Here is a 21,732-nt window from a genome sequence, read left to right as displayed (position 1 = left end):
AACCGGAGGTAGTCGGAGATGGAGGTAGCCGTGACAGCGGTGTTAGCTGACGCTTTGAGTCCTGGAATCTCTGACTGCCTCCGGTGGTGTTGGTGACTCGGTTAATGGCGGTAAACCTCATCAGCTGAGTACCAGAGTGTGTTTGCGGACTTTCAATCTTCAGCAGTTTTATTAAATGTGTTGTGCAAGCGAAATTTACATTGACCAACCCCCATTTTGCTGAGGGTAAATGGTACAATGAGAAAAGCTTCAGTCGGCCAGTTCACGTGGCTGACGATCGGATAGAGACGCGATCAGTTAGGGGCTGATGGCGCCTCTGTCGATACGGTGTAATTTGAATTATCGGGGAGATTTTTAGAAAAATGCGACGAGAAAGATTACGGTTCAACCACTGGCGTTTGCCGGTGCTAGCAGGGCTATTGGCCCTCGCGGTGTTGACCTTTTTGTTTGCGGTTCGGGGGGTGACGCCGTTTGGGGATCACAACCTCCTCATCGGGGATTTGGGGACGCAGTACATCCCGTTTTTTACGGACTTTACGCGGCTCATTCACGGCCACACCTGGGATTTATATAATTTTCATCAGGCATTTGGCGGTAGCTGGGTGCCAGTCATCGCCTACTACTTGCTCAGTCCGTTTAACCTGCTACTCGTCTTCTTCAAGGCCAGTCAGATTCCCGTGGCGTTAGCGATCATCATCTTATTGAAGATTGCGACTATGGCGGGAACCATGAAATTCTACCTGCAGGAACACTGGCGGACCCAGCAGTCGTTTGTGGTTGTATTTGGTCTAGCGTTTGCCTTCAGTGGTTTTGTCGCGTTGAACTTCTTCAATTTGATGTGGCTGGACGCGCTCATCTTTCTGCCGTTGGTGACGTGGGGGCTCGATCGGCTAGTGGTTTCCGGTCGCACCGGTGGCTATTTTGGCTGGTTATTCGTTAGCGTGTTGACCGACTATTACTTAGGTTATATGACCTGTTTGTTCGTCGTGGGCTACTTTAGTTACATGTTGACGGCGGAGTGGCCCGCTGGACAGTCCATTCGTGCGTGGCTACATACTAAGCAACGGCTCATCTTCCGTTTTCTGGCCGCCTCACTATTGAGCGTGGGCAGTACGTTGACGCTGTTACTTCCCACCGTTTTAAGCATGTTGGAAACGCCGAAGACCCAATCGCAGGCGGGAAACTTCCACCTCGTCCCAACGTTTGGTCTTGAATTTTTCAGCCAACTGGGCGTCGGATCTGCGAACTATCTTCAGCGGCTCAATCACGGACCGGCCATCTTTGCATCCTCCTTGGTTGTGCTCCTAGTCGTGGCCTATTTCGGGTTGCCACAAGTGACCCGGTGGGCCAAGGGCCGGGCCGCCAGCTTGCTCTTGCTGTTATTTCTAGGCATGTGGCTTCGCGGTTTCAATACCATTTGGCACTTGATGACGCCGCCCGCGGGCTATCCATTTCGCAATAGTTTTTTCTTCAGTTTTGTCTTAATTCTCCTCGCCAGCAGTGCTTGGCACGCGGGTATTTCGCAGTTGCCACGACGTTGGCGGTGGGGAATTCCGCTGGGGCTCGGTAGCTTGATGCTACTGGGAAGTGCGCTCATCCCGTTGATGCAGACGCTGACCCAGTCCAGCTACTATGCTAGCCTACTGCCATTAAATTGGCCGGCAATCATCACCAGTCTGCTCATACTCACCATCACGGCCAGCTTGCTATGGACCGGAAAAGTCCAGCCGTTATGGCTCGGCGTTATCGTGGTCGTTGAAGTCACGATTAACTTTAGCTTTGCTCTGGTCGGCGTCGATTACGGGAGCCAGCAGCGTTATGCGCGGGCTTACGACCAGTCCGTCAAACGACTGCGGCCGATTACGACGGCCCAGACGCTCTACCGGATTCGCAACGACACTCCGACCGTGGCACCGGGATTTCAGGGGCACTACAATCCCTATAATGACGGCATGTGGCTGGGGTACAACGGGTCGACCGCCTACAGTTCAACCATTTTAGCCAACACCATTGCCATGGCCAAGGATTTGGGCCTATACACCCGTAACGAGCGGCGCCTGAGCAATCAAGGGTTCACGCCCGTCACGGAGATGCTCTTTGGAATTCGCCAAAAGTTGACTAAGGCCGGGACCGTTGTCGTTGGTAGCTACAGCGGAATGGGATTTGCGGTTGGTCCACGGTTCACGCAGCTTAAATTGACGACTAACGCGATTGAAAACCAAGAGGCCATCCTACAGGCGTTGCGGCCGAGTCGCCAGGCCTACTTTGTACCGGTGGTTGCCGGACACGATCAGGTCAAAGCCATCTGGCGCGTGAACAATCATCCGACTAATTTCGTTTACAATCACGTCTGGCACGTGACGCCGCAAGCGACGGGCCGCCTGTATCTGTTTGATCCCACCAGCTCTAGTAAGTATTCAACGATGCGGGTTAACGGGCATGCCGTAGCGCCCAAGATGCTGACGGACGGCAATACCAGCATGATTAACTTAGGTGAGTATCGGCGTAGTCAGTCGCTGACGATCACATACGCCAGCAATCGGCCAACGCCCAAGTCGCTAGTGGTTGCAACCCTACCGGCCAGTTGCATGGCGGCGGTTCACCGGTCTGTGAGTGCGCACCACCTGATTCTTCGACGTCAGCGCGGGCATTTACACACGGACTATCAGGGGATGCTCAGTGCGCCCACGACGAAGCGGTGGGCCTACCTGAGTCTGCCACAGGAGCAAGGCTGGCGAATCACGGTCAACAATCAGCCAGTTAAGCCGCGAACGGTCTTAGGCGATATGACGGCGATTCCGGTAACGCCCGGCAATAATCACGTCGTCGTGAGCTATCACGTTCCCGGTGGCTGGGTTGGCCTAATCGGCACGCTCCTCAGCGTGGTGACATATGGAGTCTGCTGGTTCCGACGGCTCTTATAAGAAAATAACGAAGCACCGCGACTGCCCAATGTGGCAATCACGGTGCTTTTTCGTTTCTATCATAAAATTAAAGTTTCGGTTGGTCCTGGTTCTCAACGGCAACTTGTTTGGTATCGACCAGTTGACCGTCTTCATCTGTTCTGACGACCAACACGTCGACTTGGGCCATCCGGCTGACGTACGCGGTGACCGAGCCCTCAACCATCCGTGCGACCGCACTCATCCCGGTAGCGCCCAACATGATGAGGTCGTTGTGATGGTCGCGCACAAATTCGTGGGCAATCACGGTCTTGGGATTACCGAACCGCACGTGAATGTCGAGATCGGTAAAGCCCGTGGCGGCCTTGGTTGTTTCCATTAGTGAAGTTAAATAAGACGTGGCATCGGTGGCCAGTTCGTGAATTACGCTGCCGGGCATCGAGCCGCTGGCATAGAAGCCGTAGTGGTTGATCCGCAAGACATTGAGCAGATCGACGTGAGCGTGGTTGCGTTGGGCCACGGTCACCGCCTTTTTGAGGGCCAACTCCGCTTGAACAGAGCCGTCGACGGGCACTAAGATCTGTTGGTATTGTTGTCCCATAATTAGCCTTCTTCTTTGAACTGAATTGACCCTAGACGCGTCCGCGTAAAGTGATAGTGGCGGTGTCCAGGACGTGGCCGTTAATTTGATGGAGGAGGTCATTTAACCAGAAGCCATCGGCCAAATCAAGCTTAGTGTTTAGCGCGTAAATGGTCAGACTGTAGTCGTGATCCGCGTTCGGTGGGAAGGGTCCCGTGTAATTCTGGTTGATCAGTGGGTCCGTGTTACCCACGAGCGAACCGGCATTGCTGTTGCGACCGTGAACGTGGGGGATGGCGTTGGTCCGGGAGACGTCCATCGGAATATCCCGGGTACTACCAGGAAAGTTGGCAGCGACCCAGTGAATCCATGGAAATCCACTTACGGGAACGGCATCGAAATCAATGAGGTTCAACGCTAATGTTTGGGTCTTCTTCGGAATCTTATGAAGCTTGATGGGAAATGACTTAACGGGTTGCCCGCCATAGACGTCATCGCCCGTCGCATATTTGCTAAATTCATCGGCTAAAAAGCCATTTTCTTCGGTTGGCACAACGATTCGCATGAAATCCCTCCTAGATATTAATCACACTCTTCATTATACCGCAGTCATTCACGAGTCGCGAATATTCATGAATAATGTATAAAAATACGAATAAATAGAATATAACTAATATAATTGCAAAAATAGCTTGATTTTTGCACAAAAGGGCGTATGCTAAGAACAACTTAGCGAAACGACGAAAGGATTGACGCGGATGACCCCTCAAGCAAAGATTGAAATTTTACAGCATTTGATTCAGATTCCTTCAGTAAACGACCATGAGGCGCAAGTTGCCGACTACATTGCCAGCCTGTTTGCACCCTATCCTCAAGCTAAAATTGAAAAGGTCACCTATGCCCCTGGCCGTGACAATTTGGTCATCACGATTGGGAACGCTGGCCCACAGCTCGGTCTCTGTGGCCACATGGATGTTGTTGCCGCGGGGGACGAAGCCGCCTGGCAACATGCGCCCTTTGCGGGAGAAGTTGTCGATGATCAACTCTTTGGTCGGGGAGCCTCGGACATGAAGAGTGGCCTCGCCGCCATCGTCATCACCATGCTGGAATTCCTGGAACAGGGCACGCAACTTCCCGGTAGTATTCGGTTGCTGGCGACCGTGGGTGAGGAGACCGGCGAATACGGCGCCGCCCAACTGACCGATGCGGGCTATGCCGATCACCTTGCCGGCCTCGTGATTGCGGAGCCCAGCGGCTTGGATAATGTGGTGTATACGGCGCGGGGCGTCATTGACTACAAGGTCGTATCTACCGGCAAGGGCGTTCACAGTGCCCAACCAGAGAAGGGCATCAACGCCATTGATAATTTGATGAAATTTTACAACGCCGTGGGACCGGTGATGGCTAAATATACCCAGACCGACCCCGTCTTGGGGGGGCTGCTCCATAACGTCGATTTAATCTCCGGCGGGGAACAGGTCAACTCGATCCCTGCGCACGCCGAACTTATGGCCAATATGCGGACCATTCCCGCTTATCCCAACCAAGTCATCTATGATGAATTGGAAGCCCTGATTGCCCAACTCAATCAGGAACCCGGAGTCCAACTTGATCTGAGCTACAGCTTCCCCGAGGAGGCCATTCCCGGCAATCCCCAGGCGCCACTGGTCCAGCTCGCCAAGCAGATTAGCGATGAGGTCTGTGGTCACGACACCCAGATTGTGGGGTCCGGTGGCGCAAACGATGGTGCCGAATTCTTACGGGCCAAGGCGGACTTTACGAGCATTGAAATTGGCCCGGGCAGTAACACGTCGCATCAGGTCGATGAGTACATTTCGATTAAAGAATACCTTCAAGCCGTAGCGGTTTATGAGGCGCTGGTACCGGCGTTTTTAGCCAGTGTGCAGCAGACCGAAGAAGTTTAAATCCAGTAGAAAAGCGCGTCCCCAACCATGAGGGACGCGCTTTTATTGTCCAACAGTCGCTTCGGTTCAATGCTTAAGTTTACCTATAGAAGCTAGCAAACTTCTAAAATTTCGGACGCTGGACTGGTAATTCTCCCAGGACGGTTTATATTGAAGACTAAAGGTTGAAAGTTTACGAACACGCTCCTGTCCCCAACTGGCAAGGTTTACCGCCATTAAACGAGTCATCACCACCGCCTGCGGCTTGAGAAGCGGTCCTCCGATTCGGTTTGAAGCCTAGCAAAATCCACCAGTCTCCAAACACGTCCCGCGCTGTAAGCTGATGCTCAGCTAACACCGCTGTCACGGCTACCACCATCTCTGGCTGCCTCCGGTTACGATGGTTGAAAGCTACTAAACGGGTGAAATCGTTGGCGTGGCAACGTTCAGCCAGTTTAATTGGATACCCTTCACGCAGCCGTGAGTGAGTCAAATTTGGTCTCAGCCGTGGGATTTTCCAAGTGTTCTACTTGGAAAATGGCGTCTTTGAGACGCGGGCTGACGGCTCAAAGCGAGGGAAAAGACCGTCCTTTGGCTTTTCCCGATCCTTCCCACCGCGATCCAGACCAAATTTGGCGAACGGTAAGGCGGTCAGCGCGCGGCTACCCTATTATAGTGGGCGTTATCCTTATCACACTACGGATTCTAGCTGTTTTTTAGCTTTCAGCTTGCAGTTGAAGATAATTGTAAACGGGGAGAGGAGTAACATGGCTAAACGTAAAGCTTACCGATTGATGGCCTATCATGTGGGCATCACACTGTTAACGCTATTGTCGATTATCTTGGTGAGTTTGCTGTTAATGGATTGGGGCGATCGTACCCTGGAATTAACCCTGATTAATGGGTTGTTGGCGGTGTTTGCCATTGACTATTTTAGTCGCCTCATCCTAGCACCAGACCGTAAGATTTTTCTGATTCAGTCGGCCTTCGATTTGCTGGGAATTATTCCACTCCATCCGGTCTTCGCGTTCTTCCGGTTGGGTCGTCTCGTGCGGCTGATTCGCTACCACCACCTGTTTTGGCATTTACGGATTAATAGCAAATGGACCCGCGCCTACCATCAGTTTATCTATAAAACCGGCTTCATTTATCTTTTCTCCATCAGTGTTAGCATCATCGTTCTCAGCGCCTTTCTCTTCTCACTCACGGAAAAGCAGAGTCTGGCTAACTCACTGTGGTGGGCGATGACCACGGCGACCACCGTGGGTTACGGTGACGAGACGCCTCACACGGTCTTTGGCAAGATTATTGCGAGCGTTCTGATGGTTGGTGGGATCGGTTTTATTGGGTTATTGACGAGCACCATCAGTGGCTTTGTGGCCGACCGCAGTCAGCGGGTGGCCGCGCAACAGGAAGACCATGAACAGGCGGATCTGGACCAGCTGCTGACGAAGATCGACGCGCTCACGGAGAAGGTTGACCATCTACAACACCAGTTGGATGCCGCCAAGCATGATCAGCGTCAATAACTGAGCGAACTGTGTTCTCCGACCAATCTTTGGATGAAATTCGTTGCCTGTGTTTGTCAGCAGTTGTCGCTGCCAGTTAGGTCCAAGACTCACTCGAGGCCATAAAAAAACGCGTCCGCCCCGGAGAGCGTCGCGTTTAACGAACAAACTGTAAATTGTAATTTCCTTGACCATCCGACGTAATCGTGTAGGTCGTGTAGCCCGCTTGCAGCCATTGATTCTTAGAGGCTTGTGCCCAATTTTGGGCGTCATCAACAGAAGAGAAGGTGTGTACAGAATCAAAGGACGTCGGATTGTGGCTACTTTCCGATGAGCTGGCCGCGCTGCTACTAGATGTGGCCGACGACTTCGTTTGTGCTTGGTCCAAGAGTTTCTGTTCCCGGGACTGCACGGCGCTGTTCGACTCGTCGTTAATGATGTTCTGCAACTTTTGTTTTTGCGTCACGGTAATGCCGTTATCGTTGTAATCATCGTACTTATTCTTGAAGCTCTCGTAGGCACTCTGCTCGGAGACAGATGAAGCCTTGGCCACGAGTGAAGCACTGTTACTCGTGGAGGAAGCGGTATTGGAGACTGATTTGTTATGGTGAGTGATGCCTAAGACCAACAGAATTGCGATGGCCAACGTTAATAGCGTCATGACCCACGGCCACCAGCGTCGCGGCTTACGTGGCCGTTGACGGGTAGGCCGATTAGGGTCCTGATTAAAGTTATACCGTTGTACGCGTGATTTTGGTTCTTGGTTGTTCAACTGAAAAACCTCCATGTCAGAAACGGTGTGAAAAAACAAGCTTGTCGCTGAAACGACAAACTACCACACTCTTCATCTTAACGCAAAATGGCCGGAGAAGAAAATTTTAATCCTAAATTTTACGATTTCCTTGCTTTCTTACCGCGGAAACGGTCAGCATATTGTATGATGGTAGTGGAACTAAGTTTGAAAGGTGGTTTTTATTTTGCATAATGACATTCCTGAATTACCTCTAAATAACGGCAACCGGATTCCCCAACTTGGTCTGGGCGTCTTTCAAGTCGACAACGCCGAAGATACTAAGAACGCCGTCAAATGGGCGTTGGCTGCGGGCTATCGTCACATCGACACGGCTGCATATTACGGCAATGAACAGTGGGTCGGCGAAGCCATTCGCGAGAGCGGCGTGAAGCGTGAAGACATCTTCGTCACGTCCAAACTGTGGAACAGTGAACGCGGCTATGACGAGACCAAGAAGGCCTTTCAGACCACGCTGGACAAGCTGGGCTTTGACTACCTGGACATGTTCTTGATTCACTGGCCAGCTCCCGGTTACGCCGAAAGTTGGCGGGCCATGGAAGACCTGTACAAGGCTGGTAAGATCAAGAATATCGGGGTTTCCAACTTCAATCAAGCGCAATTGGAGAAACTGATGGAGACGGCGACGGTGAAGCCCGTGGTCGACCAGATCGAAACGCACCCGTATTTCCAAGAAGACGACTTACACGCTTACTTGGAGACGCAGGGCATCTTGCACGAAGCCTGGAGTCCATTAGGTGGGGGCAAGAACAGCGCGTTGACCGATCCCGTGATTAACGAATTGGCCGCCGCCCACGATGTCAGTGCTGCCCAAATTATTTTACGTTGGCACATTCAACGCGAAGAAATTGTGATTCCTAAGTCTACCCATGAAGCACGGATTCAACAGAACCGAGACGTCTTTGCCTTTGGCTTGGATGAAGACGAGATGCGGGCCATCAGTGACCTAGACGCCGGCAAACGGGTGGGTCCCGATCCAGCCGATGAGGCCTGGCTCAAACAATCGCAAAGCTACTCCAGCCGTAAATAACTAGCGGTAACGGGGAATATCTTGTGCCTTAGCCTGGGCTTCCAGTTGGTCGGTTAATTGATTGACCACGCTGAGCGGCACCTTGGCAAAGGGACTGAAGAGGCGCGGGTGGTCCGGGTCGGGCACGTCCTGCGTTTCCTTTAATTTAGTCACCATTGAGACTAGGTCATCCTTGTGATAACCTAGTTTTTTGGCGTAATAAATGACTTCGCGGTAACTGACGTTCTTGAAGTAAAAGTAGTAGCAGAGACCAGCAGCGGTGAAATACCAGAAGATGGTCCATTCCAGGCCCACTTGCTGTGGGTCAATGATGTTGGTGAAGATGGCGACGACCACGAAGGCCACGTACAGTAAGATTGAAATGATCGCCCAAAATAATTTGGAGGTCATGCGGTTCAACTCGATTCTTGAATGATTTTGTCTAGTTTACGGACTTTGCGGCCAAATTTCAAGTCATTTTTTATCATCAGTGGGTGTAGGTTCGCCCGGATTCGTCGAATGAAACGGTGGTGACCAAACTTTCTGGGGCGAGCGGGGGCGACTGGCTTGAAAAGCACCGAGGGACTCTTTAAGATTTACTTAGGTCATCGTTAAGGCCAAACGAAAATTTCGCATTTAATGGTGAGTCGTGTATAATAGCACAGTATTGATGCAGACCGCTTTGGAAATGAGAGGTAAATGAATTGAATTTAAGCTTTGAAACCATCCAACCAGAAGATTACCACCAGGTAGACCAATTGGTTACGGCAGCCTTTACGCCCGCCCAAGCAACTGCGGGAACTGCGGGTAACTTGGTTCATCGGCTGCGGTCAACCTACGATTATCAACCCAGCCTAGAGGTTGTGGCCAAGCCCAAGATTGATGAGGTGGTCGGCCATGGCCTATTGAGTCCCGTCACCGTTCGGGGAAATCGGCATACGACGATCCTTGCGCTGGCGTCACTGGCAGTGGATCCAACCTGGCAGGGGCAAGCTATCGGCAGTCAACTGCTGAGTGAATTGGAAGCCCGGGCTCGGTTGGCCGGCTTTGCCGCCGTTAGCGTAGTCGGCGACATGAATTTCTTTGGGAGCCGTGGCTACGTCATGGCGGAAGATTTTTCAATTCATAATAGCCTGGCGGTACCGATGGGTAGTCACCTGATTAAACCGCTGACGGCTGGGGCTTTGGCTCGGGTCGGGGGGATGCTCGAATACCCCGCGTCGTTTAAATAAGTTTTGGATTAAAGGTTGACGCCCTTTTCTCATCGTGCTATTATCAAATCAATCAAATAACGAACGCTAATTTCCATTACCAAGTAGCGTGTCATCTGGGTGTCAGAAAGTCGGTGGTTGCTGCGAACCGATCAGGGTGATTACGACGAAATACAGTGGAATGTCCTGCTTCGGCAGGCGGAGAATAACTAGAGCCGTTACCATCTAGTGAGTGGAGTTACTGGGTCTAGAACCAGTGGCTCAAGCTGGGTGGTACCACGGTTGAAGTCTAAATCGTCCCTGTTGCAATGTTGATTGCAGCGGGGGCGATTTTTTTGTACATAATCTAGGCATAAACAAGAGGAGCGATTTCTATGAAAGAACAAAACAGTCAGCAAAACTGGAAGCCGGTTAGTTTCGGCGAAGCCATGATTATCTTAATTGTGATGTTATTGGTTATGGGATTAGGCGTTATCAAGTTTGGTTTATCCCCGATGACTCCCGTATTATTGGTCATTGCGTTGGTTATCTTATGGGCTAAGTTACGTGGTGCCAAATGGGATGACATTCACGGCGGGATTATCGACGGCATCAAGACGGGGATTATTCCTATCTTCATTTTCCTGTTAATCGGGGCATTGATTAGTGTTTGGATTGCCGCTGGGATTATTCCATCCATGATGGTCTTCGGGTTCCACTTGATTTCTGCGCAGTGGTTCGTGCCGTCCGTCTTCCTGGTCTGTGCGATTGTCGGTACGTCTATCGGGAGTGCCTTCACCATTATTTCCACGATTGGGATTGCCCTGTTCGGGATGGGGACCACGATGGGCTTCAACCCCGCACTGGTTGCCGGGGCCATCATCTCCGGAGCCATCTTCGGGGACAAGACGTCACCACTGTCCGACTCCACCAACTTGGCGTCGGCCATCGCCGAATCCGAATTATTTGCCCACATCAAGAACCTGATGTGGTCGACGATTCCTGCTTTCTTGGTATCGCTGGTACTGTACTTCTTCATGGGCACCGGTTCTTCTGACGCCAACGCATTGGGCAAGATTAACAAGACGATTGCCACATTGAATGGTAACTTCTCCATCACTTGGTGGGCCGCTTTACCCATCATTCTGATGTTCGTCTGCGCATGGCGGAAGATTCCAGCTATCGCCACGTTATTACTCAACGTTGGATTAGGGATTGTGATGTTATTTATCGAAAAGCCTAGCACGTCACTCAGCAGTGTTGCCACGATGATTGAATCTGGCTTCGTTTCCAAGACCGGGAACGCCAGTGTCGACGCCTTACTGACGCGTGGCGGAATTAGCGCCATGATGTCCACCGTTTCGCTGATTATCCTGACGCTGACCTTAGGTGGTCTGTTGATGAAATTCAACATCATCCAGACGGCCATGGTACCACTGGCTCAACGGTTGAAGAATACCGGTTCCGTGGTTACAGCCGCCGTTCTCTCCGGGATTGGGGTCAACATCTTCGTTGGGGAACAGTACCTGTCCGTCATCTTACCTGGGAAGGCCTTCAAACAGACCTTTAACGAACTAGGTTTAGACAACTTAGCCTTGAGTCGGGTCCTTGAAGATGGTGGGACCGTCATCAACTACCTGGTTCCTTGGGGGGTTGCTGCCGTCTTTGCCGCCAACACGTTGGGCGTTTCCACGCTGGCTTACCTGCCATTCTGCTTCTTCAGTCTGTTGTCACCGATCTTCTCCATCCTCAGTGGTTTCACGGGCGTGGGCTTGAAGCGGTTGCCATCCACTGATGACAGCAGTGCTTCCGCCGCAACCATGGCCGAACCAGGTCGTGAGGGCCAAGGAGCTTAGTCACCAACAAAAAATGATTTCTCCGCGTCGGCCACTGTGGGCGTCAGTGAACGTCTAGAATTCACTGACTGGCGACCGGAATACGGACTTAAATAATCGCATCCTCTGAAAGGCGTGAGCAGTGAGCTCACGCCTTTTTTAGGGTATCAACTTTAGCGTAGATGTAGTCGGCCGCCTGGTCATTGACGGTAATCTCATGATGGTCTGCGTCTTCTAAATAGAATAAATTCAGGCTCGCATCGTACTTGGTCACGTGAAGCGGCACGCCTAATGGTAAGGCGAGATGCTGCAGGTAGTCGACCAATGAGGCCGTCTCCAAGTAGCTTTCTAGAATCACGGTTGTCGGGGCCGTGACGGTACTGAGCCGTTGGATCTGGTGGTCGTCAAGTAGGCTATCCGGGTCGGTTAGACCACCAAAGGGGCTACGCTGGGGGTCAGCCAGGTACTGTTTCAAGGCTAGGGCGGTCTCCGGCGTCAATGTATTCGCCATGGCCCAGGCCTGGTCGGGCACGGCAGCCAGTGGTAGCTGGAGTTTTCGCACGAGAAAGGTCTCGCAGAGCCGGTAGTGGTGCAGGAGCTGACTCGCCAGTCGCTGACCCGCGGCCGTGAGGGTTACGCCGGTGTACCGCCGCCGGTTGACCAGCCCGGCCGCTTGGAGCGACCGGGTCATCTCGGTGACGGTGGCCGGGGTCACCGCGGCAAAGTGGATAATTTGTTTATTGCTGACGCGGGGCCGGGCAAAGCTGCACTCGGCAATGATTTTTAAATAAGTATTCCGATGATGTAACATCTCATCAACTCCCCAGTGATTTGAAAAATAGTTAAGGTCCCCTAAAAAATATATTTCCAAATATGAATTTTAGTGGATGCGGGGCTATCTTGCAACTTTTTCTGAATTTGGTCAGATTGGCGGCTATGAAAGTTTAGTATATTTTGTAGACAAAACGTTGATTTGTGGGCATTTAGTCGATTGGATGTTAAGGAAGTCAAAAAAACTTTTCGTTGGATTAGAAAAGACAGCTTCACAAGTGAGAAGGCTAAATCCATGGGAATGTAACCGCTTAACAATCACGAAATTTTCTTAATTTATTCATATTTTAAAGTTAAGTGGGCCTAAAAAAGTATTTGCAAGGACTAACTTTTACGGTACAATGATCCCGGTTAGAATTTTCGAGGAGGAGGCTTTTAACATGAGCGATAATGTTAAGAAGCACAAATTGATTGAATATGCCAACGGCCGTTCGCTAGAAGAAATTAACGGTACGGTGGCAGTTCCCAAGAATATTAGTTTTTGGAAGGCGCTGTTTATGTATTCCGGGCCTGGTGCGCTGGTTGCCGTGGGATACATGGATCCCGGGAACTGGTCAACATCCATTACCGGTGGGCAAAACTTCCAGTATCTCTTAATGTCCATTATCTTGATTTCAAGTTTGATCGCGATGTTACTGCAATACATGGCGGCTAAACTTGGCATCGTGAGTCAGATGGATCTAGCCCAAGCTATTCGGGCCCGGACCAGTAAGTCGTTAGGGATTGTCCTGTGGATCATGACGGAATTTGCTATCATGGCCACGGATATTGCCGAAGTTATTGGGGCGGCGATTGCGCTGTACCTACTCTTCCACATTCCATTGGTCATCGCCGTATTTATCACGGTTTTCGATGTTTTGCTCTTATTACTGTTGACCAAGATTGGATTCCGGAAGATCGAAGCCATCGTGGTTTGCTTGATTCTGGTCATTCTCTTCGTCTTCGCCTACCAAGTAGCCTTATCTAAGCCAGACTGGGCCGGTGTCTTTGCCGGCTTGATTCCAAACGCCAAGACGATTGCGTCCTCGCCAACGGTTGGCGGTCAAACGCCAATCAGTGGGGCCTTAGGGATCATCGGGGCGACGGTTATGCCACATAACCTGTATCTCCACTCGGCGATTTCACAAACGCGGCAGATCAACCATAAGGATGAGGACGATGTTGCGCGGACCGTTAAGTTCGCCAGCCTCGACTCCAACATTCAACTGACCTTGGCCTTCTTCGTCAACGCTTTACTGTTGATCATGGGGGTGGCTGTCTTCAAGAGTGGGACAGTTAAGGATCCTTCCTTCTTCGGTCTGTTCCAAGCCTTATCCGATACCAGCACCATGAGCAATGGCTTACTGGCCGGTGTCGCTAAGACCGGGGTCTTGTCAACTTTGTTTGCGGTCGCCTTACTGGCTTCAGGGCAAAACTCAACCATCACCGGGACCTTAACGGGTCAGGTCATCATGGAAGGGTTCGTCCACATGCGGATGCCACTGTGGTTACGGCGGTTAGTCACCCGGTTGATTTCGGTTATTCCGGTGCTGATCTGTGTCATGTTAACCAGCGGTAAGAGTGCGATCGATGAACACACCGCGTTGAATGATTTGATGAACAACTCGCAAGTCTTCTTAGCCTTCGCCTTACCATTCTCCATGTTACCGTTGCTGATGATGACGGATAGCAAGCTGGAAATGGGCCAGCGTTTCAAGAACTCCTGGTGGATTAAGGGGCTCGGCTGGTTCTCCGTTCTTCTATTGACGGGCTTGAACCTGTACAACATGCCGGCTTCTATCTTAGCTTTCTTCGGCAATACGCCATCGGCCAGTGACACCACAATGGCAACGGTCATTGCCTGGGGCTTGAATCTCGCGATTATTGTCTTACTGGCTTGGACCGTTTACGAACTTCACCGGAGTGCTAAGCAGATGACAGCCGATGCAGCAGCCGGTAATCAGGAACGTCACTAAGGAGGAGATCAGCAATGGCAACGACATTTAAACGAATTCTAGTAGGGGTCGATGATTCGGCCGACGCGTTATTAGCCTTTAACTACGCCATTCATCAGGCCAAGCGAGACGATGCCGAGTTGGTGGTGGTCTCTGTTCTGGAAAATGATGATATGAACGTCTACCAGGCGTTGGATTCCGACTACATTCACGGTGAACGTCGTGAGTTGGAGCGGCACATAGCGAAATATCAAAAGCAGGCCGAAGACGCCGGTGTCAACAAGGTTAAGATGTTGGTGGCTGAGGGTGATCCTGGCGAAACGATCGTCAAGGATGTGATTCCCCACGTTAAGCCCGATCTGTTAATTGTCGGGTCGGAGGCCAAGAAGGGCGCTCGGAAACACTTCGGGAGTCAGGCCGCCTACATGGCCAAGTATTCGCCAATCTCCGTGCTGGTCATTCGCTAAATAATTTTAAATAACTGAAGCCGCTGAGCTGGGAATTTCCAGTTTAGCGGCTTTTTTTCGCGTGGTTTGCTGCGTTACCTTTCAGATACGACTGCTTCGTGACGGGTGGCGCCGCCCGGTGAGTACACTGGAAGGTAAGAGCATAAGCAGAGAGTTGAAGGAGGAATGACCGCTGATGACCAAATTTAAACGGATCTTAGTCGGTGTGGATGAATCAAAGGATGCCTTACTCGCCCTAAACGCGGCGATTCAACTGGCCAAACGCGATGCGGCTGAGTTGGTGATTGTGACGGTCTTGGAAAATGAACAATTGAGTATTTACCAGACGTTGGATAGCGACTATCTTCACGGTGAACACGTCGAGTTGGAGCAACGCTTGCGGCAGTATCGCCAGCAAGCCATGGCGGCGGGGGTCGCCGATGTCCGGATGATGATTACCACGGGGGAACCCGGCGAGAGCATTGTGAAGGATGTGATTCCGGACGTTAAGCCCGATATCCTGGTGATTGGATCGCTGGCCAAGCGCGGATTAAGCCGGCACTTCGGGAGCCAAGCCGCCTACATGGCCAAGTACGCGCCCATCACGGTTCTGGTGGTTCGATGACTGGTCGGTAACTGGCCGCCTTACCGTTTGCAAAATATGAGCGGACAAAGTGGCCTGCAACTGCCAGGAATTCCGCCTGCTGTGGGGAACGGTTCCAGCCAAGAAGCGGGCTTCCACCTCGCTTGGAAGCCTTGCCAGGACCGCAAGTCTCCCAAGTCGTCCCACCCAGTAACCTGGCTCAAAACGCCAGCTAACTGGGTCGTCACGGCTGGCTCCATTCCTGGCCGCCTCCGGCCGTGTTGGCAGCTACTTTTGTGTGTCACGTAAACAGGTCAAAGTCGAGGCTGACCGCTAACTTAGCCGTGAGTGAAGCAGAATATGAGCTCAGCCGTGGGATTATCTCAGCGGCGTCAGCCGGTTAGATAATGGCGACTTGGAAACACCGATCCTTGGTGGTTCCAAGCGAGCGCCGAGACCGTTTCTCAGGCTCGGGGCGTCCTGCCCACCGCGATCCAGCTCATATTCTGAGAACGGTAAGGCGACCAGCTCAGACCAACGTAACCCAATAATTCTAGTAAAGCAGTCATCACGAAAAGCCACCCCCTGTCATGCGGTGGTGTACCGAACGGCAGGGGGCGACTTTGTGTGTGATTTTAGAGTATTGCAAGGGTGCACGAGTTTAAGTGGAACGGGACGACTAGTAGTTGTCGCCGTTCATGATGGAACTCTTGACGATGACGTAATCCACCGTCCGAATGTCCAGCAGGTTGCGGCCACCAGCGTAAGAAATTGAGGACTGGAGGTCTTCTTGCATGGCGGTCAGCGTGTCGGCGATGTCGCCACGGAAAGGCACTAGCATCTGCTTGCCTTCCACGTTGCGGTAGGCGCCCTTTTGCTTTTCGGAAGCGGAGCCCCAGTATTGCTTGAACGTCCGGCCGTCAATCGTCAGGAGACTACCCGGCGATTGTTGATGACCGGCCAACATTGACCCGATCATGACCATGCTAGCGCCAAAACGTACGGACTTGGCGATGTCGCCGTTGTAGCGGATACCGCCATCGGCAATGATGGGCTTGCGCGCGGCCTTCGCACAGAGACGGAGGGCCGCTAACTGCCAACCGCCAGTCCCGAAGCCGGTCTTGAGCTTGGTGATGCAGGCCTTACCGGGGCCAATGCCGACCTTGGTTGCGTCCGCACCGGCATTTTCCAGTTCACGTACGGCTTCAGGCGTCCCCACGTTACCGGCGATGACGAAGCTATCCGGCAATTTAGACTTAATCTGTTGGATCATCCGAATCACGGAATCACTGTGGCCGTGGGCGATATCGATGGTGATGTATTCCGGCACTAGGTTGGCCGCCGCCAGTTCATCGATGAAGGCGTGTTCGTCGGGTTTCACCCCAACACTGATGGAGGCGAACAACTCTTGGTCGTGCATCCGTTCGATGAATCCCCGACGTTCTTGGGGTTGGAACCGGTGCATGACGTAGAAATAGTCATTTTGCGCCAACCAAACGGCTAAGGGCTCGTTGATGACCGTTTCCATATTGGCAGGAACCACCGGAATCTTAAAGCGGTGGGGGCCAAATTCAATACTGGTATCGGCGTCGTGGCGACTATCAATGATACATTTGTTAGGAACGAGTTGAATATCTTCGTAATCAAATACTTCGGCAGGATGCATAGGGGTCACTCCTTAGTCGTGTAAGTTAGGCGTTCCAGACGTCTTGTAAAATGTTCGTCTGTTCGCGGTCGGGGCCAACGGAAAGCGTGGCAATGTCCACGCCTACCAGTTCGGCCAGTCGTTTCACGTAGTTTTGGGCGTTAACGGGTAGTTCTTCAACCGAGTGGCAGTGGGTGATGTCTTCCGTCCAGCCGGGCAGTTCATCGTAAATTGGTTGGCAAGCGTCCAGGTCCACGAGGCTAGCTGGGTAGTGGTAGATGGTCTCGCCGTTAAGTTCGTAGGCTTTGCAAATCTTGACGGTCTTTAGGCCAGTCAAGACATCCAGACAATTCAGTGACAGGCTGGTCAAGCCGGACACGCGTTTGGCATGCCGAAGGACCACGCTGTCGAACCAGCCAATCCGGCGAGGGCGCTTCGTTACCGTGCCGTATTCGTGACCGGTCTCCCGGATGGTGTCGCCAATCTCATCGAAGAGTTCAGTAGGGAAAGGACCATCGCCGACCCGAGACGTGTAGGCCTTGCAGACGCCAACCACGTGGTCGATCTTCGTCGGACCAACGCCGGCGCCAATGGTTACCCCACCAGCCACGGGGTTAGAGGACGTCACGAATGGGTAAGTTCCGTGGTCGATGTCCAACATCACGCCTTGTGCACCTTCAAAGAGGACGTTCTTACCGGCGTCGAGTGCGTCGTTGATGACGACGGACGTGTCGGTGACGTGGTGCTTAATTTGTTGCCCGAGGGCGTAGTATTCTTCAAAAATCTCGTCAAAGTCTAATGGCTTTTCATCGTAGAGTTTGGTTAAAACGTTATTCTTTTCAATTAAGTTTTGCCGTAACTTGTCGGCAAAGATGTCGTGGTCGAGCAAATCCGCCACGCGAATCCCGATACGTTCGGCTTTGTCCATGTAAGCGGGGCCGATCCCCTTGTTGGTGGTCCCAATCTTATTTTCCTTCGTCTTCTCCTGGGCTTGATCCAGCAGGATGTGGTAAGGCAGGATCACGTGGGCCCGATCGGAAATCCGGAGATTATCGGTGGCCACACCGTTATCGTGCAGATAAGTCAGCTCTTCAACCAATGACTTGGGATTCAGGACGACACCGTTGCCGATGACGCTGGTTTTATCCGCGTAGAAGATCCCCGAAGGAATCAACCGCAGTTTAAACGTTTGACCGTTGAAAACGATAGTATGACCGGCGTTGTCACCACCTTGGTAGCGGGCAATGACATCAGCCTTCTCACTTAGAAAATCCGTGATCTTTCCTTTACCTTCATCGCCCCATTGGCTACCGACTACAACTGTTGATGACATAACAACACCTCATTACTTTATTTTGCTAGGCCGAACACCCAGCAAGAATTAGTGTAACAAGTTCGGGATTAAAAATCAACTTAAAAGCGAACTATTTTTATATTAATGGCTAATAAAGTTCTATTTATATCTATATAAAAGTAATTATGGGGCGCAATCAATGAAAAATACTGGCGAAAGTGGGATGATCTGTGGTAAAATACCTTGTGGAGCAATAAACGGAACAATTAAAATAATGTTCGGGTTTTAGTCCATATTCATAGGAGGAAACGTATGTTAGAACGTTATACCCGACCAGAAATGGGTCAGATCTGGTCGCTAGAGAATCAATACCAATCTTGGTTAGCCGTTGAAGTGGCCATCGACGAAGCGTGGGCTCAGTTGGGCGAAGTTCCGGCAGCCGATGCCCAGAAAATCCGGGCCAACGCGACCTTTGATGTGGATCGCATCGCGGAGATTGAAGCCGTCACCCATCATGATATTGTGGCCTTCACCCGCAACGTTTCGGAATCACTGGGTGCCGAACGAAAGTGGATTCACTTTGGCGTGACCAGCACCGATGTCGTCGATACGGCGCAGGGCTATCGCTTGAAGCAAGCTAACGTGGTGATTCGTCAGAGTCTGGTCGACCTGATTGCGACCCTGAAGACGCTAGCCTTACGGTACAAGAAGACCGTCATGATTGGGCGGACACATGGTGTGCAGGCCGAACCAACCACCTTTGGGCTGAAGATGGCGCGCTTCTATGAAGAGATGCAACGTAACTTGGGTCGTTTCGATCGTGCGGCCGTCGAAGTCGAGACCGGCAAGATCAGTGGGGCCGTGGGCACGTTTGCGAACGTGCCGCCCGAGGTGGAAGCCTTCGTCTGTGACCAGCTGGGCATTACGCCACAGCCGATCGCAACGCAGGTCTTGCCCCGCGATCTTCATGCGGATTACGTGGCGACCTTGGCGTTGATTGGCACCAGTGTCGAAAATATTGCGACTGAGATTCGGGGCTTGCAACGCTCGGAGATTCATGAGGTCGAGGAACACTTCAATCCCGGCCAAAAGGGCTCTTCGGCGATGCCGCACAAGCGCAATCCGATCGGTTCGGAGAACGTGACGGGGCTGGCCCGGGTCTTACGCGGCACCATGGTTACGGCCTATGAGGATGTTAGCCTGTGGCACGAGCGGGATATTTCCCACTCCTCGGCGGAACGGATGATTTTACCGGAGAGCACCACGTTATTGGATTACATGTTGCATCGAATCAACCGGATTTTGACGAATTTGGACGTGTTCCCCGAAACGATGAAGGCCAACATGGGGCGGACGTACGGGTTGATTTACAGTCAGCGACTATTATTGAAGCTGATTGAGACCGGCCTGAGCCGCGAAGATGCTTATGATCTGGTTCAACCGTTGACAGCACAGGCTTGGGATCATCAGGTGCAGTTCCGGCCGTTGGTAGAGGCTAACGCCGAGATTACGGCCCGGTTGACGCCCGATCAGATTGAAGATGCCTTTGATTATCACTATCACTTACGACGCGTAGATTATATTTTCCATCGACTAGGCTTAGACTAGCCAACGACTATAGGGGGAATGGCGTATGAAGACGACCTATTCACTGACTGACGCACAACAGAATTTCTTAGCATTGATGCAAGCGGCTAACGCGGGAAAACCAGTTAAAATTGAAGGCAATCATCAGGGCGCCGTTCTCCTCAGCGAAGACCGCTGGGCGGCGATTCAAAAGCAACTCCTCGCAACCAAGGAAACCACGGAGCAACACCACCGTGCGGACCTGTACCGCGCGTGGGGGCATTTGTAATTTCTCGGTGCTGTGATTGGCTAATCCTCTAGTGTAATCGGCAGGTTAGCGTACTGAAGACAGTCGACGTTAGTTTGATTGTCGGCGCAGTCGCAGGCAAAGCGCACACGAAAATACAAAAAATCCGCATCATCTCGGGGAGAGACGGTGCGGATTTTTCATGAGGAGTGAGGTCACTTTAAGGGGGAGTGACACTCAGTTTAGAGGAGTTGGCTAGGCTTGAGGGAACCTAACCAGGGATTGATTCTCTTAGGGGGAGAGAATCTAAAAAGGGATTGGATATAGAATTGAGTAGTAACAGCTATCGGCTAATTACTATGGTTATAACTATACCCGACGTTTGTGAATAGAATCGGGGGAAAGCTGTGACGACTTTTTGACCATTTATTAAAGGAAATCTAAACGTCTAAAGTTTTTCTAGTGTTCGGGGTCAAAGTAAGTCTGGAGAAACTCTTCCACGTGTGCTTGGTACCGAGCGGGATTGATCCAGAAACTCTCGGCGTGCGAGGCATTTTTAACAATCCACAGTTGCTTGGCCGCATGGGTAGCCGCGTAGTTCTCGTAGGCCATTCCGACCGGCACGTAGACATCCTTCTCACCATGAATGAAGAGGATCGGCCGCTTGTTTTTCCGTAGCTGATCGGTGGACGTCACGTCGCCGAGGTAGTAGCCCAACCGACGCTTAGAAATGGTGCTGACCAGCGGTTCAATCGGGTATTTCGGTAGATGAAATTGGCGCTTCAATAGATAGGTTAATTCCGCTTCGATGCTGGAGTAGCCACAGTCGGCGATGATCGCCTTCACCTGTGGCGGCAAGCTTTCGCCCGACAGCATTTCCATCGTGGCCCCACCCATGCTGACGCCGAAGAGGAGAATCTTCACGTCGGCGTTGGCCCGGTCGATAACCTGCTGAATCCACTGTAAATAGTCCAAGCGATCGAGCCAGCCGAAGCTAATGTACTTGCCGGCACTCTCGCCGTGGCCCCGGTCATCTGGTAACAAGACGTTGAAGCCCAGGCGGTGATACATCTGAACAAAGTTGGCCATGGTCTCGCCGTTACCCTTGTAGCCGTGGGAGATAATCACGGTTCGGGTGCTCGGCGTCTCGGCAGGAATGTACTCCGCCACCATCCGGTTGTTGGGGTCGTGTTCGTGGAGATACCATTTCTCCTTGGGGATGGCCTTGTACCAATCCACGTAGGCGTAGTAGGCATCGGCGTATTTCTGCTTATCCGCCGAGGTTTCGGGGACGTAATTGACCCGCTTAAACGCGAAATTAAAAAGGTGTTCGCTCGCAATCAGTGACGTCGCCGCAATCCCTGCCAATGGGAGGGTCCAAGTCAACGTTTTCTTCTTCAATCAATCAAGTCCTTTCTGGGGTGAAAAACCAGACTAACCAAGTTA

At 51.8% G+C, this 21,732-nt stretch carries 19 protein-coding genes; 11 read left to right on the top strand and 8 right to left on the bottom strand.

Annotated features, from left to right (window positions below; all coding sequences use genetic code 11):
- The first annotated feature begins 362 nt into the window (after nucleotides 1-362).
- The gene (locus KB236_08655; protein ID UIF28609.1) at nucleotides 363-2,924 is read left to right on the top strand and encodes a YfhO family protein; all 2,562 of its coding nucleotides are present in this window, start codon (nucleotides 363-365) and stop codon (nucleotides 2,922-2,924) included.
- Nucleotides 2,925-2,991: 67 nt separating this feature from the next.
- Here KB236_08655 and KB236_08650 read toward each other — a convergent pair whose 3' ends face one another.
- Both KB236_08650 and KB236_08645 read right to left on the bottom strand, forming a co-directional pair.
- The gene (locus KB236_08650) at nucleotides 2,992-3,504 is read right to left on the bottom strand and encodes a universal stress protein (protein UIF28608.1); all 513 of its coding nucleotides are present in this window, start codon (nucleotides 3,502-3,504) and stop codon (nucleotides 2,992-2,994) included.
- 31 nt (nucleotides 3,505-3,535) lie between these two features.
- Nucleotides 3,536-4,048 carry a YbhB/YbcL family Raf kinase inhibitor-like protein gene (locus KB236_08645; GenBank protein ID UIF28607.1) on the bottom strand — a complete coding sequence of 171 codons (513 nt, stop codon included), beginning with the start codon at nucleotides 4,046-4,048 and terminating at the stop codon, nucleotides 3,536-3,538.
- A gap of 193 nt (nucleotides 4,049-4,241) precedes the next feature.
- On the opposite strand from KB236_08645, the gene KB236_08640 reads away from it, so the two are divergent.
- Nucleotides 4,242-5,408, top strand: a complete 1,167-nt coding sequence (locus tag KB236_08640) for an ArgE/DapE family deacylase (GenBank protein ID UIF28606.1) — start codon at nucleotides 4,242-4,244, stop codon at nucleotides 5,406-5,408.
- Nucleotides 5,409-6,154: 746 nt separating this feature from the next.
- Complete coding sequence (locus tag KB236_08635; GenBank protein UIF28605.1) at nucleotides 6,155-6,916, top strand: potassium channel family protein; 762 nt, start codon at nucleotides 6,155-6,157, stop codon at nucleotides 6,914-6,916.
- 136 nt (nucleotides 6,917-7,052) lie between these two features.
- Here the strand turns inward: KB236_08635 and KB236_08630 are convergent, their stop codons facing one another.
- Entirely contained in the window at nucleotides 7,053-7,667 is a 615-nt protein-coding gene (locus tag KB236_08630) for a hypothetical protein (GenBank protein UIF28604.1), read from the bottom strand.
- A 205-nt stretch (nucleotides 7,668-7,872) separates the two neighbouring features.
- Here KB236_08630 and KB236_08625 point away from each other — a divergent pair, with 205 nt between their 5' ends.
- A complete protein-coding gene (locus KB236_08625; GenBank protein ID UIF28603.1) occupies nucleotides 7,873-8,736 on the top strand; it encodes an aldo/keto reductase in 864 nt (287 codons plus the stop codon).
- Here KB236_08625 and KB236_08620 read toward each other — a convergent pair whose 3' ends face one another.
- A complete protein-coding gene (locus KB236_08620; protein UIF28602.1) occupies nucleotides 8,737-9,126 on the bottom strand; it encodes a hypothetical protein in 390 nt (129 codons plus the stop codon).
- 293 nt (nucleotides 9,127-9,419) lie between these two features.
- Between KB236_08620 and KB236_08615 the strand changes: the two genes are divergently transcribed.
- Together KB236_08615 and nhaC are read left to right on the top strand one after the other, a co-directional pair.
- On the top strand, nucleotides 9,420-9,947 hold the full coding sequence (locus KB236_08615; protein UIF28601.1) for an N-acetyltransferase: 528 nt from the start codon (nucleotides 9,420-9,422) through the stop codon (nucleotides 9,945-9,947).
- A 353-nt stretch (nucleotides 9,948-10,300) separates the two neighbouring features.
- Nucleotides 10,301-11,761 (top strand): Na+/H+ antiporter NhaC, encoded by a 1,461-nt coding sequence (gene nhaC / locus KB236_08610; GenBank protein ID UIF28600.1) that lies wholly within the window; start codon nucleotides 10,301-10,303, stop codon nucleotides 11,759-11,761.
- Between the two features lie 127 nt (nucleotides 11,762-11,888).
- Here the strand turns inward: nhaC and KB236_08605 are convergent, their stop codons facing one another.
- Nucleotides 11,889-12,551 carry a metal-dependent transcriptional regulator gene (locus KB236_08605; protein ID UIF28599.1) on the bottom strand — a complete coding sequence of 221 codons (663 nt, stop codon included), beginning with the start codon at nucleotides 12,549-12,551 and terminating at the stop codon, nucleotides 11,889-11,891.
- Nucleotides 12,552-12,951: 400 nt separating this feature from the next.
- Between KB236_08605 and KB236_08600 the strand changes: the two genes are divergently transcribed.
- From KB236_08600 to KB236_08590, 3 genes are all read left to right on the top strand, one after another.
- On the top strand, nucleotides 12,952-14,526 hold the full coding sequence (locus KB236_08600; GenBank protein UIF28598.1) for an Nramp family divalent metal transporter: 1,575 nt from the start codon (nucleotides 12,952-12,954) through the stop codon (nucleotides 14,524-14,526).
- Between the two features lie 14 nt (nucleotides 14,527-14,540).
- Nucleotides 14,541-14,972 (top strand): universal stress protein, encoded by a 432-nt coding sequence (locus KB236_08595; GenBank protein ID UIF28597.1) that lies wholly within the window; start codon nucleotides 14,541-14,543, stop codon nucleotides 14,970-14,972.
- Nucleotides 14,973-15,144: 172 nt separating this feature from the next.
- Nucleotides 15,145-15,576, top strand: a complete 432-nt coding sequence (locus KB236_08590) for a universal stress protein (GenBank protein UIF30332.1) — start codon at nucleotides 15,145-15,147, stop codon at nucleotides 15,574-15,576.
- A 637-nt stretch (nucleotides 15,577-16,213) separates the two neighbouring features.
- Here KB236_08590 and KB236_08585 read toward each other — a convergent pair.
- Nucleotides 16,214-17,200 carry a GMP reductase gene (locus tag KB236_08585; GenBank protein ID UIF28596.1) on the bottom strand — a complete coding sequence of 329 codons (987 nt, stop codon included), beginning with the start codon at nucleotides 17,198-17,200 and terminating at the stop codon, nucleotides 16,214-16,216.
- 25 nt (nucleotides 17,201-17,225) lie between these two features.
- Nucleotides 17,226-18,512 (bottom strand): adenylosuccinate synthase, encoded by a 1,287-nt coding sequence (locus KB236_08580; protein UIF28595.1) that lies wholly within the window; start codon nucleotides 18,510-18,512, stop codon nucleotides 17,226-17,228.
- A gap of 273 nt (nucleotides 18,513-18,785) precedes the next feature.
- Here KB236_08580 and purB point away from each other — a divergent pair, with 273 nt between their 5' ends.
- Both purB and KB236_08570 read left to right on the top strand, forming a co-directional pair.
- Nucleotides 18,786-20,081 carry an adenylosuccinate lyase gene (purB, locus tag KB236_08575; GenBank protein UIF28594.1) on the top strand — a complete coding sequence of 432 codons (1,296 nt, stop codon included), beginning with the start codon at nucleotides 18,786-18,788 and terminating at the stop codon, nucleotides 20,079-20,081.
- 25 nt (nucleotides 20,082-20,106) lie between these two features.
- Nucleotides 20,107-20,328, top strand: coding sequence for a hypothetical protein (locus KB236_08570; protein ID UIF28593.1), 222 nt, complete (start codon nucleotides 20,107-20,109; stop codon nucleotides 20,326-20,328).
- 417 nt (nucleotides 20,329-20,745) lie between these two features.
- Here the strand turns inward: KB236_08570 and KB236_08565 are convergent, their stop codons facing one another.
- Entirely contained in the window at nucleotides 20,746-21,687 is a 942-nt protein-coding gene (locus KB236_08565; protein UIF28592.1) for an alpha/beta hydrolase, read from the bottom strand.
- Nucleotides 21,688-21,732: the final 45 nt, after the last annotated feature.

It is taken from the genome of Levilactobacillus brevis, assembly GCA_021383565.1.
Taxonomy (GTDB): domain Bacteria; phylum Bacillota; class Bacilli; order Lactobacillales; family Lactobacillaceae; genus Levilactobacillus; species Levilactobacillus brevis_B.
This window is presented reverse-complemented; position numbering and strand designations above follow the sequence as displayed.